General features: G+C 36.6%; 15 protein-coding genes and 2 pseudogenes. 1 reads left to right on the top strand and 16 read right to left on the bottom strand.

Annotation, left to right across the window (positions count from 1 at the left end):
* Positions 1–9: 9 nt before the first annotated feature.
* The 13 genes and pseudogenes from AOLE_RS07900 to AOLE_RS07840 all read right to left on the bottom strand — a co-directional run bounded on the left by AOLE_RS07900 (position 10) and on the right by AOLE_RS07840 (position 8,018).
* Entirely contained in the window at positions 10–522 is a 513-nt protein-coding gene (locus tag AOLE_RS07900) for a hypothetical protein (RefSeq protein WP_013197573.1), read from the bottom strand.
* Between the two features lie 11 nt (positions 523–533).
* A complete protein-coding gene (locus AOLE_RS07895; RefSeq protein WP_013197572.1) occupies positions 534–734 on the bottom strand; it encodes a TraR/DksA C4-type zinc finger protein in 201 nt (66 codons plus the stop codon).
* Positions 727–1,530 (bottom strand): hypothetical protein, encoded by an 804-nt coding sequence (locus tag AOLE_RS07890; protein ID WP_013197571.1) that lies wholly within the window; start codon positions 1,528–1,530, stop codon positions 727–729. Before AOLE_RS07890 ends, AOLE_RS07895 begins: the two co-directional genes overlap by 8 nt.
* Before the next feature lie 2 nt (positions 1,531–1,532).
* A complete protein-coding gene (locus AOLE_RS07885) occupies positions 1,533–2,438 on the bottom strand; it encodes a hypothetical protein (RefSeq protein ID WP_013197570.1) in 906 nt (301 codons plus the stop codon).
* 310 nt (positions 2,439–2,748) lie between these two features.
* Positions 2,749–3,207 (bottom strand): hypothetical protein, encoded by a 459-nt coding sequence (locus AOLE_RS07875; RefSeq protein ID WP_013197568.1) that lies wholly within the window; start codon positions 3,205–3,207, stop codon positions 2,749–2,751.
* Between the two features lie 78 nt (positions 3,208–3,285).
* Complete coding sequence (locus AOLE_RS07870; protein WP_013197567.1) at positions 3,286–3,900, bottom strand: hypothetical protein; 615 nt, start codon at positions 3,898–3,900, stop codon at positions 3,286–3,288.
* A complete protein-coding gene (locus AOLE_RS07865) occupies positions 3,888–5,333 on the bottom strand; it encodes a hypothetical protein (protein ID WP_013197566.1) in 1,446 nt (481 codons plus the stop codon). The genes AOLE_RS07870 and AOLE_RS07865 overlap by 13 nt, the downstream gene beginning before the upstream one ends.
* Positions 5,314–5,652, bottom strand: coding sequence for a hypothetical protein (locus tag AOLE_RS07860; RefSeq protein WP_013197565.1), 339 nt, complete (start codon positions 5,650–5,652; stop codon positions 5,314–5,316). Before AOLE_RS07860 ends, AOLE_RS07865 begins: the two co-directional genes overlap by 20 nt.
* Positions 5,652–6,008 carry a hypothetical protein gene (locus AOLE_RS07855; protein ID WP_013197564.1) on the bottom strand — a complete coding sequence of 119 codons (357 nt, stop codon included), beginning with the start codon at positions 6,006–6,008 and terminating at the stop codon, positions 5,652–5,654. The genes AOLE_RS07860 and AOLE_RS07855 overlap by 1 nt, the downstream gene beginning before the upstream one ends.
* 115 nt (positions 6,009–6,123) lie before the next feature.
* The gene (locus AOLE_RS20370) at positions 6,124–6,261 is read right to left on the bottom strand and encodes a hypothetical protein (RefSeq protein WP_013197563.1); all 138 of its coding nucleotides are present in this window, start codon (positions 6,259–6,261) and stop codon (positions 6,124–6,126) included.
* 74 nt (positions 6,262–6,335) lie between these two features.
* Positions 6,336–6,554, bottom strand: a complete 219-nt coding sequence (locus AOLE_RS07850) for a hypothetical protein (protein WP_013197562.1) — start codon at positions 6,552–6,554, stop codon at positions 6,336–6,338.
* A gap of 162 nt (positions 6,555–6,716) precedes the next feature.
* Positions 6,717–7,268, bottom strand: a pseudogene (locus AOLE_RS07845) (hypothetical protein); the annotation flags it as partial.
* Positions 7,269–7,394: 126 nt separating this feature from the next.
* The gene (locus tag AOLE_RS07840; RefSeq protein WP_227501991.1) at positions 7,395–8,018 is read right to left on the bottom strand and encodes a Rha family transcriptional regulator; all 624 of its coding nucleotides are present in this window, start codon (positions 8,016–8,018) and stop codon (positions 7,395–7,397) included.
* A gap of 298 nt (positions 8,019–8,316) precedes the next feature.
* Here AOLE_RS07840 and AOLE_RS07835 point away from each other — a divergent pair, with 298 nt between their 5' ends.
* On the top strand, positions 8,317–8,733 hold the full coding sequence (locus tag AOLE_RS07835; RefSeq protein ID WP_013197559.1) for a hypothetical protein: 417 nt from the start codon (positions 8,317–8,319) through the stop codon (positions 8,731–8,733).
* Positions 8,734–8,815: 82 nt separating this feature from the next.
* Here the strand turns inward: AOLE_RS07835 and AOLE_RS20685 are convergent.
* From AOLE_RS20685 to AOLE_RS07825, 3 genes and pseudogenes are all read right to left on the bottom strand, one after another.
* Positions 8,816–9,012, bottom strand: a pseudogene (locus tag AOLE_RS20685) (phage antirepressor N-terminal domain-containing protein); the annotation flags it as partial.
* A 277-nt stretch (positions 9,013–9,289) separates the two neighbouring features.
* Positions 9,290–9,745: a copper resistance protein NlpE N-terminal domain-containing protein gene (locus tag AOLE_RS07830; protein WP_023274210.1), complete on the bottom strand. Its 456-nt coding sequence runs from the start codon at positions 9,743–9,745 to the stop codon at positions 9,290–9,292.
* A gap of 46 nt (positions 9,746–9,791) precedes the next feature.
* On the bottom strand, positions 9,792–11,897 hold the full coding sequence (locus AOLE_RS07825) for a TonB-dependent receptor (RefSeq protein WP_013197557.1): 2,106 nt from the start codon (positions 11,895–11,897) through the stop codon (positions 9,792–9,794).
* Positions 11,898–11,922 lie beyond the last annotated feature (25 nt).

The raw sequence follows: 11,922 nt of genomic DNA, 5'->3' as shown, positions 1-11,922 counted from the left end.
CACCATCAATTAAAAGAATGAAAAAGGAAGCATGGTTTGATCCACTGCATCTTCTTCAAACTGGTTCCCCTCAGTAATCGAATAACCTTTTGCAATTTTTGTACTTGCCCAAACAGCTAAAAGGATTGCAATGTGCCCGTTGTTTAGACTGCTGCTATCAAACTCTTGCTGAAGACCGTTTTTATCGACCTTACGGATTTCAAGTACGTTTTTTGGGTTGTACTGGTTAAGCTTCGGCTCAATTTCAATTAACTTTGCTCTGAAACGAGCTTGGTAAATTGAAATCACTTCTTCTAAGTGCTCTTTAGCATTGAAACTTAATTGCCAGTTCTGTACTTGGTCCGGTGAGTCAGTCACTACAACCGTTTGATCTCTTAATTTAATTGGTACAGGTAAATTTGAATAAACTTCTGTCTTTTGGATCACTAGCTCGCCAGTGTCAGCAAAAACAGCTCCAATTAAACGAATCGGTTGATCGGAGAAACCGGCAACACGGCTGTCTATACGAATAATTTTAGACATAGCATTTTCCCCTAACGCCGTTTTCGTTCTAACTTGGTCTGGCATTCAATACAGAACTTCACGCCACCAAGAGCTCTACGTCGCTCAGGGATTTCTTCACCACACTCAAGGCATTCTTTTTCAGATTCACCTTCAAAACGGCACCGGTTCGCAATTTCTTGCTGTAGTAAATATTCAGCACTTTCTTGTGCTTTATCGATTAAGTCAGTCATCTATACGCTCAACTGTAATTTCACCTGTCTCAATGTCACCCTTCACGCGTTGGTGATCGAGTGGCGTGTATTGGTCAGCTTGCACTACGACCTTGTCGTTAATTGCGGGTTGTTCCACCGCTGATCCGTCAGGTTCATAGCCATTACCCGTGTTTTGGTCAAAAGGACCTCCAAAACCAATGACATTTGGCGTATAACCGACCAGCTGAATATCTACAGTTGAGATAGAAAGGTTGATTGCTTCACTAGGGACTGGGGATGGAAAAAGTTCATTTTCAAAAACGGTGAAATTTGAATTAACAACATGCTCATTCCATTGCTGGAAAGGCACTTTGAAACGGCGGTTATCACTACTAGACATATACGCGCAAAATTGATCAATGACTGAGCGTAAGTCATTAGGATTAGTGGCAAAGAATGCGATTTGAGCTCTTACTGTTGTTGGTACCAGACGAACCTTTACCCGCTTTTCATCAATAAATGTCTCAATGAAATCAGGAACTGGTAATAACTGGTTAACATCAGGCGGCTGATCTGTAAGAGCCGTAGCTGTGAGCATTACGGGTAAAAGTACTTTTGATTCTTCATCATGCTTCTGACTTTTTCTGTATTCAGAAAGCATCGCCTCTGAATCATCCATCATCCGTGACGGACATGCTTTTATAGCGCCGCCAATGGCTCTTAATTTCCAGTCAGCCGTTAATTGCGTCTCAGGCATATACCAAGCTCGAAAATTAACAAGCTGCTTATACCAAGCATTTTGAATACTTTTTAGTGAATCATTGGGGTAATTCATTTTTACCCCCATACACTAAAAATATTGCCAAAAGACTTTTTCGGCTTCTGCTGTTTCTCTTTTACATTTGGCTGGTCCAAACCTTGAAGAACTTGTATGGCGTGTTGCTGTACTGAATCAAAGCTTTTAACTTCATGAACCATGCCTGTATAAAGATCGTTTTTGCGTTCTTCTCTTAGTTCTTGACGGCGTTTTTGCTTATCAACCACTTCTGATAACTCACCCACCAATCCCTGAGCATTACCCAACTCATTTAAAAGGTGTATCTGGTTGTTGATATTGTCGTAGGTCTGGAAGATTTGATCTTCAAGTAATTGGGCTATAACAATTTCAGAGGGCGATAACTGAGAAATATCTGTTGCACTATCAAAGCAAGAAACAACACCTTCTGGTTCTTCAGGAACAAATAAACCATCAAATAACTGACCGTCTCCTACATTACTTGCATAATTTGGTTGCGCAACGAAATCAAAACCAAAAAAGCCCGTTGGAATAAGACGACCACCAATATTTTTATAATTAACTGCTGTACTAAAACCACCTGCTTGAGCTGCATATTGTTTTAAAGCGAATTCACCAGGTTCATTGTCAAAGAACACTTCTTGGTGTTCTACCGTACCATCTTCAGATGCACGTAAATGAATTGTTTTTAGCGCTGGGGCCAGATATACCAACTTACCCTTAATAGGAACAGTTTCAGGCGGTACCATGCCGTAACGCTGACGGATTTGATGACCATAAAAGCCCTGCAATGAATTAGTAGAAACCATCTCTTGTACATGGTCACTATTAATCAAATTAATCATTGCGCCTACATCGACATTACTTCGATCTACACCAGTATATTTACGGCATCGATCATGTAAGTTGTAAGAGAGAACTTTAGTCTTTCTATTTTTGCTAGCCATAAAAATAGCCCCAATGCTGTTTGGGGCTATTGTTTCAGTTCACTAGCTATCGAATTTTAATCAGTTCCAGATCATATCTTTTCATCACACTCAATCAATTTCAATAGTTTGTCATGTTGTTTATCTTCAATAGTTGCATCAAAGATGTATCCACTTTTAAGAGAGATAAAAACATCATAAAAGCTCTCATAAACCATACTGCCTCTATGATCACTTTTCGAGACTTGCAAACAATCCATTTGAGAAAAGTCAATTACTTGTGAACAACCACGTTTTCGACAAAAAATACTTAATCGCATACTTCACCCAATTACTTAACAAGTGTGCCTTCAACACCACGAGCACGGCGCTCGGATGTTCGCTTATTGAATTCTTCTAGGGCACTTTCCATATAAGCAATCGCTTGTTTGTTGAACTCACTTGGGAAATTTTCATCCAAAGTCTTTGTACGGTGGATTAGGATTTGTAATAACGCTTCACTGGTCGCCCCATTAATACCATGTTCTGAAATTGGACCATCTTGGAAGTGAATGCTAATTTCAAAGTCAGTGGCATTTTGCTTTTCATTATTAGATGAAATCTTATAGTAGTGCCCTTGCTTGTAGGCTGTGATGCCTTCAACCATTTCCCCATTAACAACTTTATCTATTTCGTGTGGCTCTAATTCTCGGTTTGCACACCCTAAGAAATGATCAATCAATAGGTTTTCTCCTTGATCATTGATAGGTTCTGCGATTCCTACTAAAACATTATCTTGAGCTTGTTGCATATAAAAAAGTCCTGAACTTATGTACAGGACTATGAAATCATTTTGTCTTTGGGTGCTTATTCTACAGTTCCAAACTATTCAAACGAAGTTATAAACTGCATAAGGCTTAGCTGCAATTGCTGCTGCAAAACTTGAAGCACCTAAATCCCTATCAAATGCCATCGAGTGAACTTTAACAACAATATTGGCTGGTACTAATCGCCGTAATATAGGTGACAGCTCCACCACTTCATTTGCATCAACTGTTTTATCCAAAACAATTCTAATTCGACTTGTTAAGAAGTAATTTGGCTTTTCTACATCAGATAGATAAGTTGGATATTCTTTTAGCTTTTCCAAACTATGCCAAAGCCGAATAATCTGAAAATGATCCTTCCCCCACAACATTCTCAAAATGAACTCTAAAAAGGCCAATCCTCTTTTATTACCCATACTGCTCCAATTGGCATAGATAATTCGCATTAACGTGTCAGAGGTATTATTTTGCCGTAATACAACAAGTCCGTTTTGTTTCGAGAACCGTTCTATAACGGTTTTACTACCGATGTGAGGGCAACCATAATCGAGCAAGTCTTGTAGAGACTGTTCAAAGTTTTGTGCAAATACTTTCTTAAATGCTTTAGAGAGCGCCGTCTCTAAGCCTGTATTTACATAGTGTTCATCAATAGGCTGTGTAAAGATTATAGGGTCCATGTTGCCCCCGAAATATCAGCTGTACGCTCCATATTTACTGTCATACTGTCTTTAGTGACGTAAACCCATTCATTAGGTTTATTAATCTCATTTGAAAGTTTGATTGAGAAATCGCTCATCCGGTCTTGGAAAGCCACGATATTGTCATTAATGAGCTTTGCCATTTCTTGACTATTAAAACCATTCACTAACCACCTGCTTGAGCTAAGTGATTCACGGCCATAGCGCTGAACTATTAATTCGATAATTTGGGTTTTAACCATATCAGTATTATGTACTGAGGCTAATGTGCCCGTGATTACTATTGGTAGTGGCTTTTCTACCACGTCATGTACATTTACCTTGTCTTTATACAAGTTATCGCAATAACCAATATAACTGCAGATATCTTGTTCTAAGGTCGTTTGCTCATCTGGGTTTTTAGCAACAACTACAAGATTTAAATGATTAATGTCGCGGTAAGTAATCGCAAAATGTTGCTCTTGAAGTGTTTCATTCCATACAGAAATAAACTGAGCCCGTTTCATAAACTTTTTACGGACTGCATAGTCAAAGTTACCTAGAAATACGGCGTCATCGTCATAAAGTGAAGGATAGCTTGATAATAAACGTAATTCAGAAACAGATAGTGGATCAACACCTTGTCTCACCAATCCACCGCTTTTAAATCGCACTGATACACGCTGCTCATCATTTGTAAGAACGTCAAGTAAAGCTGCATCTTTCAAACGATTGGCATCAACCTCGCCATAAGTTTCAAGTATCCCAAAAGTTATTGTTTCATTAGCTTGTACTGTCCGACCTGCTCTCTCAGAATCACCGAATTCAATAAATAATCTTCTAAGATTATCTGTAGTGACCGTAACAGCATATTCACCAGGTTCAACATTCATCCAGCGTGGCTTAATTACAAAGTTATTATTGCCCTGCTTAATAGAAATATTTGCAAGTGAAAGGTCCTCTAAAAGATCTATTCGATATTTATGAAAACCTTCAGTTACTGGAATAACGTATTTGATTTCACGGTATTCGCTTTGCTCTGCAATTACTTCCGCAGTTTCACCAGCTTTAACTGTAATTGATTGAAGTAATCGCCACACTCTACCGCCACTATGATCCTCAATCATTCTGCCTTGGCTAAAGCTAACAGGATTCGTAGATCGATTAATGATTTCCATGTAATGCTGGCACGGCGTCCCTATTGGTAAAATGCCTTTATTAGTTGCATCTGCAATAATGGAACGGTCACGTGTCTTAGTGAATGGCTCAATTGATGCGATATCGATTTCTGGGCCAAATGCAGTTAAAAAACTAGCCATAGAACGCAGCTGGTGAACGACTATTGGATCTTGAGCTTTGTAACGTTCCTGAATCTCATAATCATCTATCGCTGCTTGGAGCTGGGCTTCAAAATCAGCTTGCATTAATGTCATATGTTTCACCTGTTACTGGTTTACTTAGTCGTTCTGCTACTTGGTTAAGGTCAATAGGCACATTCATGATGTTTAGATAAATATGGACAGTCTCAAAACCTTCTGTTTCTGAGTAAAGAGCTAATTGATCAGAATTAAGCTCAGATAAAATAGGTAAGTCTTTCTTCATCTTATTAATGAAACTATCAGCAACTCTCGCGTCAAGTGGTGTCATTAGGAGCTCATAAATAGGTGCACCAAAATCCGAACCATACTTTCCATTGACGGGGTGATTAAGCCAATAACCGACCATATCTAAGATTGTTTTAGCAGGGATCATTAAGAAGTCGACCTATTGCAAAAAATCGTCAAAAGCTTCACTAGAATTGCCGTGCCAATCTGATAAGTTGAAAAAATTGAGAAATAGATAATAAATATCCAAAGTGAAACGCTTAATGCATCAAAATAATTAGCAACGTTATAGATTCGCCAATCAACCAAAAGAATGGTGATCAATACGCATGCCATGCATATGAAGTACATCAATCTGATTTCTTTAAATAAGAGACTAATAGGCAATTGGCGTAATTGTTTTATAGATGTTGCTTTATTTTTACTATTCCATCCGGTTACAACGTAGAGATAAGTAAAAAACGCAAGAATTAAGACAATATCGATACCGATCTGAATTTGCATTGCACTACCCTTTATTAGCATTTTTATAAGGGTAAATGTTTAAGCATGATAGATATTTAGTGAGTTCCAAAACAAAAAAGACCGCAATTAGGCAGTCTTTTTAAAAATATAACTATTAATTCAGTTTCATCATTTGGGCATAAGCATCACGTTTGTTTTGACGCAATGATTCGATTTCTTTAGTAGTAAGAATTCGAACTAAAGGTATTTCGTTTTTCTTATTTTTATCCAAACTACTTTTTGCATTTTTCATTCAATAAAACCTTTCAATTTCTAATAAAAAAGGCTGCAATTATGCAACCTTTTAATCATAAACTCTTAAGCATTCTATGCAATTGCTGAATCCATTTTTCTTTGGAAACGCTCAGCATCAGCACGAGAAACTGAAACGAATTTACCTATTGGTCTCATTGATTGAACAGCACTACGACGCATTTTCGCTAATTTAATTTCGATTGCCTTTTGCCATTCTTGCAATGTTAAACCAGCTTCTTTAGCTCGTTTCATCTGTAATTCAAGAGGCATATTTAACATTACTTTATTCATTATCATCCTCCTCTAAGTAGAACCAAGTATGATCTTTTTCAATAGATTCATTTGGAGTTGAATTTGCTGTGTTTTAATACTTTAAATGAAGTGGAATTTTTAAACAAGACTTCATCCTCTGTAGTTGATATCACTTGAAATGGATACGATTTCACTAATCTACTTTCCCAATTCGGTTTGACCAACCTCCATAGCAGAACTAATACCAAGCTGCTGATTGGCTAGTTCAATTTTTTCCAAAAGTTGATCACGTTGCGCCGTTTGTTTTTCTAAATCTTCATCTAGCTTTTGTTCTTGCTCTTGAACTTCTTTGGCCTTTTGATCTACTGAAGAACGGCGTGGGGGTAGACGCACTTTTTCACGTTTATTTTGATCTTGAATCTTTGATTGTGCTTCACGAATAAGATTTGCTACACCATTTACGGCATTATCAAAAGTTGGCTTATAGTCATCACTGAAATCACCTGATAATACAATCACTTTGTCATTAAGTTCTGCCTTGACCACATCTGCTAAAGCTCGAACATAAAGCGTAAGTGTTGCACCACCAGAAAAGAAAAAAGTAACTGGTAAAACACTGACACCAGCAACACGTTTAACCTTACGAATTTCAGGTGTCAGGATAGTTTGTCCCGTTGCTTTTTCAAGAGATGATTGGATCTTTTTAATGTATGGAGTTGTCGCTGTTACAGCTGCAAGATTTAGACTGCCCATGGATAAAAACCTCAAATGATTGAGGTAATTTTGCTCTTACATTAACTACTAAAATGTTGTGAGTTCCATTAAAAAAACCACTCTTTCGAATGGGCTTTTTGTATTTCAGGAATTTATTATTAGGTATTAACAAACGCCTTCACTAATCAATTTTTCGATAACCCATACTTCCCCTTTTGTTGTAAACATTGGTTGTGAAAAACCATTATCTGTTTGACGCATGATTCCATATCCTGAATCAACGAACCATTGTTTAAAAGCCTTACCACGCTTTAAGGTTTTGTTATAGACATCTAGCTCTTCCAATATTTTGTTTAGCTTTACTGCTGAAAACTTAACTTTCTGTCCCACCTGTGTAGCTGTTAATAAAGTTGTACGTTCTACTACCGTATCGTAGTGTCGTACCTTAGGAGCTGCTACCTCAATTTGTCTAGCTTGCTCAGCTGCTAACATTAAAGCGTCAGCATAAGTTTGAGGGATTTTGAATCCTGACTCTTGTACTTGTGACTCTAATTCTTGCCAGCGTAGATTAATTTTATGTCGAGCATTGATATCGTAGCCTGTCATCAAAGTAAGACTAAGATTCTTATTTAGTAAAAATTCAGAAGAGTAACCACGAGCATCTTTAAGTTCTTGATATTTTTCATGGCTCAGAATTGAGCCATCTAAGCTATTCAACATTTCTCGAATGTCACGAATAACATTTTTATGAAGTTTGCCAGTCAAGTCGGCAACTTCTTTGCTTGACATAAATTGGTCTTTTTGGAATTGAACTACTGCATTCATTTCTATCTACCTAACCGTCAAAAAATGACAGGCAAGGAAATGGACGGTAGAAAATCATTTCCCTTTCGATGTACGGTCTAGCCTGTGAAGCTAGAATAGAAATGTTGAATTGATTAAAATGTGGGTGGTTCCATCCAATTTTCAAAGGATTGCATTTTCTTAAAATTTAACTACACAATTCATCCAAATAAATGATACAAGTAAGTGATAGGCCACACAGAATGGCTGAAACTTCAATGAATTATTAATATGGAATTTATAAATGTATTTAAATTATGAAGGTCATGAGATTCATCTTGATCCAAATAAGATTCAACAATTTGGCGAAGACTTAGTTTATGAGGACACGCTTCTATGTAATACAAATGAGTTAATTGTTCGCAAACATAAGGGACAAAAGATATCAATTACTACAAAAAAATTTAACCCCTTCTTCAATGCTACTTTTCCTCAAATGAAAGTTCAAATCCAATGGCTCAATATTCAACGTACTGACGAACTCAACATTTTGATTGATATTGATAACTCTCTTGTTAGTAATAAAAATGACAAAATTCCACTAACACTGGCTCAACAGAAAGTTTTAAATGTTCAAATTCCTAAATCTTTAGATTTTCGTTATGAAAGAGAAATAATAATTAAAAATCTGTCCAAAGCTATAAAAGGTTTTGTCAAATGAAATGAAAAAGCCAGCTGTTTTAGCTGGCTTTCTTATAAGGGGAGTTCAATTAGGAACGTCTTAATTTAATGATATGCCCTTATCAGTTCACTGCTTCATAAGGAAAGCGTTTTAATACTTTACCTAACTCAAGTACTTCATCCTTATGTAAAAACTCCCATAACTCATTTTAAAATTTTCACGTAGTTGTACTACATGTACAGGTGTGTGATGTAGTAAATATTGCTGAGCAGAAACAGCGCTGTTTTCCTGAATCGAAACCCAAAAGTTTTTAGGTCCATGAGATTACTGAGATTACTGAGATTACTGAGATTACTGAGATTACTGAGATTACTGAGATTACTGAGATTACTGAGATTACTGAGATTACTGCCTTATAACACAAGGCTTTTAGGGTGTAACCTTTAAAAAAAGTTACAGATATTTGAGGTTACAGCTTAACATCAACTAACTATTGTCCTGTCAGTATTATTAATTTATCTAATCCTATTACTTAGATATATGGATTTATTAATTTTCTACTATTAGGCGCTATTTTTATAGCGCCTAATAATTTTCAGGTCAGTTTATCGAGTTGGAAATCTTCAAAGGACTGATAAGATAAACCCGTCTTAGTCTCTAAGACTTCAACATAACCACTACCTAAAATTAGCTGATTTCGTTCTTTCACATTCTGTAGTTGAATCTTTATTTTCCCATTATCCAAGAAGCTAAAACTTCCAACATACAACTCATGCTTGTTGTGATCACTATTACTCGTTCTTTCTAGTCGAAAAGTTTGATCTGCATGAATATTTAAATCTACATTCACGCCATTACACTCATCGCAAAATGTAACACAACCAGCACAAGGAAGACTTCCTTTATAATGACCTACCCATTTTTGAAGTTGGGCATCTAAAGGTTTTTTTACTTCTGAACTGGCTTTCTCATTATTTGTAGCTTGATCATGCTTGTCACAACCCATCATTAAGCTAGCAAAAATAAAAGAGCTCAATAATCTTTTCTTCATCACGGTTCAACTTAATCTGTTTAATTTCACTATCTCACTTAAAAAATCAGAAAGACCAATCAAAGCGCAAAGTTGCTTTTAATGGTTCACCAGGTTGTACCCAAAAATTAGTATAGCTTGCCACGTAATAATCCTTATCGAAAAGATTATCTATATTGAGTTGGGCACGTAGATCAGGACGAATCTGTAAATAACCACCAATGTTCACTACTGTAAATTCAGGTAAAGTTGTTCCATTATCAATATAGTTCGCACTACGCTGTCCATAATAGTTAATATTCCCGACTAGTCCTGCCTCATGACCAAAGATATTCAATTGATAGTCAGCACTTAAATTTGCTGTATGCTTAGGAATATTTTTAAGTCTTGAACCTTTTTTATCCACTTCACTTTCAATGACTGAAGCATCAGTATAAGTGTAATTGGCATTCACTCGGAGACGGTCGCTAAATTGATGCTGTAACTCAACTTCAAGCCCCTGACTTTGTACATGACCATTGTCAACATAACTATCAGTAATACCTTCTGTAAGCAAATGACGCTTATCCAAATCAAAATAGGTTAAACCTAACCAACTCTGTGGTAAAAACTGATATTTAGTACCTAGTTCCCAACTGTTCGTTTTTTCCGGTTCATAAAGTTCATTGTTTTTATTTAACCCAGTATTAAGTTCAAAACCTTTACCCCAGTTACTGTAAAATGAAAGGCGGTCAGTTGGCTTAAAATTAATACCGGCTCGTGGTGTAAACGGTGTAAATGTTTGTTGTGAAGAAATTAAAGTTTGATGGTTATCAATCTGCTGTTCTAAGCGGTTAAAACGCCCTCCCAATAAGATATTCCATTGATCATTTAAAAATACTTGATCCTGAATATTAATACCGATCATGTCTTGTGTTTCTTTGGTATTTTTAGTCACTCGTGTCAGAACTAAAATATTTTGGCCATAAACTGGATTATAAATATCAATCGGACTATTTGTACCTGCTGCATTTCTTCGCTGAATTTGGTCAATCGTATAATGCCCAGCTTCTATATTAGTTACTAACTCATGTTTTAGAGAACCAGTATCAAACTTACCTCGTAAAATTGACTGAAAATTTATTGTGTCAGTTTTAAATTCACGAGCTCGACGGAAGCGATTTGCTGTTCTTCCATCTGCAGCAATTGAACCAATTTCGGTAGATATACCTTCACGCTCTCCATGGCTGTAAGTAAGAGCTGTAGTATTATTCCAATTATTGTCAAACTCATGATTCAAACGTAACTGATACATCTGATCCTTAATTTTAATATCGCCATCACTTGGTTCACCCAAGAATGTTTTCTTATTTACAGCAATTTTGTCATCAACCATTGGAATACCTCGATCAAAGACACCTTGATATTCGGCAAACTCTGTATCAAGATTTAATTGCGTTTGATCTGATATTCTCCAAGCTAATTGTGGCGAGAGATAATAATGCTGATTATCTACATGATCTCTAAAACTTTTATTATCTTCATAAGAGGCGCCTAAACGATAAGCAAAATCCTCATTAATGGCATCAGTTGTATCAACCGAGAGTCGATATTCCTCTAAAATACTACCGCTAAGACTTAAAGTACTCTTACGTTGCCATTCAGGTTGTTTAGTGGTGATATTCATAATTCCACCAATTGCTCCCTGACCATACATCGCAGCCATAGGACCTTTTAAGAAATCAACCGCTTGAATATTTACCATATCTCGTGGACTATGAATGCCACTCACAGAACTTAAACCATTACGCATATAGATCGTTCCCATATTAGGGTCAGTACTAAATCCACGAAATGAGTAGTTATCCCAGAAACCGCCACCATAACTATCTTGATAGACGACGCCATTTACAAAAGCCAAGGCATCATTAACACCTTGAACATTATAGTTTTGAATATCTTTTTCTGAGACATGGGATTTTGTAAAAGGTACATCCAATAAATCATGATTAAACTGAGTAATCGCCTGTGAGGAAGTATGCCTCTCATCTTGTTTCTCAGCAGTAACCGTAATCGTTGGTAACCGCTCTGTGCTTTCATCTACACTCAATTGCTTTTCAGCTGCAACTGTATTTGTTGAACACTGAATGATAAAAATACTCCACGCTAGTGGATGAAATAAAAATTTAGACATATACGACTCTGAATTCATGAATAGA

The sequence above is a fragment of the Acinetobacter oleivorans DR1 genome, from assembly GCF_000196795.1.
GTDB classification, from domain to species: Bacteria; Pseudomonadota; Gammaproteobacteria; order Pseudomonadales; family Moraxellaceae; genus Acinetobacter; species Acinetobacter oleivorans.
This window is presented reverse-complemented; position numbering and strand designations above follow the sequence as displayed.

Excerpts from the sequence above, each read along its gene's own strand:
- AOLE_RS07900 (WP_013197573.1), bottom strand. The coding sequence starts at position 522 with ATGTCTAAAATTATTCGTATAGACAGCCGTGTTGCCGGTTTCTCCGAT.
- AOLE_RS07895 (WP_013197572.1), bottom strand. The coding sequence starts at position 734 with ATGACTGACTTAATCGATAAAGCACAAGAAAGTGCTGAATATTTACTA.
- AOLE_RS07890 (WP_013197571.1), bottom strand. The coding sequence starts at position 1,530 with ATGAATTACCCCAATGATTCACTAAAAAGTATTCAAAATGCTTGGTAT.
- AOLE_RS07885 (WP_013197570.1), bottom strand. The coding sequence starts at position 2,438 with ATGGCTAGCAAAAATAGAAAGACTAAAGTTCTCTCTTACAACTTACAT.
- AOLE_RS07875 (WP_013197568.1), bottom strand. The coding sequence starts at position 3,207 with ATGCAACAAGCTCAAGATAATGTTTTAGTAGGAATCGCAGAACCTATC.
- AOLE_RS07870 (WP_013197567.1), bottom strand. The coding sequence starts at position 3,900 with ATGGACCCTATAATCTTTACACAGCCTATTGATGAACACTATGTAAAT.
- AOLE_RS07865 (WP_013197566.1), bottom strand. The coding sequence starts at position 5,333 with ATGACATTAATGCAAGCTGATTTTGAAGCCCAGCTCCAAGCAGCGATA.
- AOLE_RS07860 (WP_013197565.1), bottom strand. The coding sequence starts at position 5,652 with ATGATCCCTGCTAAAACAATCTTAGATATGGTCGGTTATTGGCTTAAT.
- AOLE_RS07855 (WP_013197564.1), bottom strand. The coding sequence starts at position 6,008 with ATGCAAATTCAGATCGGTATCGATATTGTCTTAATTCTTGCGTTTTTT.
- AOLE_RS20370 (WP_013197563.1), bottom strand. The coding sequence starts at position 6,261 with ATGAAAAATGCAAAAAGTAGTTTGGATAAAAATAAGAAAAACGAAATA.
- AOLE_RS07850 (WP_013197562.1), bottom strand. The coding sequence starts at position 6,554 with ATGAATAAAGTAATGTTAAATATGCCTCTTGAATTACAGATGAAACGA.
- AOLE_RS07840 (WP_227501991.1), bottom strand. The coding sequence starts at position 8,018 with ATGTCAAGCAAAGAAGTTGCCGACTTGACTGGCAAACTTCATAAAAAT.
- AOLE_RS07835 (WP_013197559.1), top strand. The coding sequence starts at position 8,317 with ATGTATTTAAATTATGAAGGTCATGAGATTCATCTTGATCCAAATAAG.
- AOLE_RS07830 (WP_023274210.1), bottom strand. The coding sequence starts at position 9,745 with ATGAAGAAAAGATTATTGAGCTCTTTTATTTTTGCTAGCTTAATGATG.
- AOLE_RS07825 (WP_013197557.1), bottom strand. The coding sequence starts at position 11,897 with ATGTCTAAATTTTTATTTCATCCACTAGCGTGGAGTATTTTTATCATT.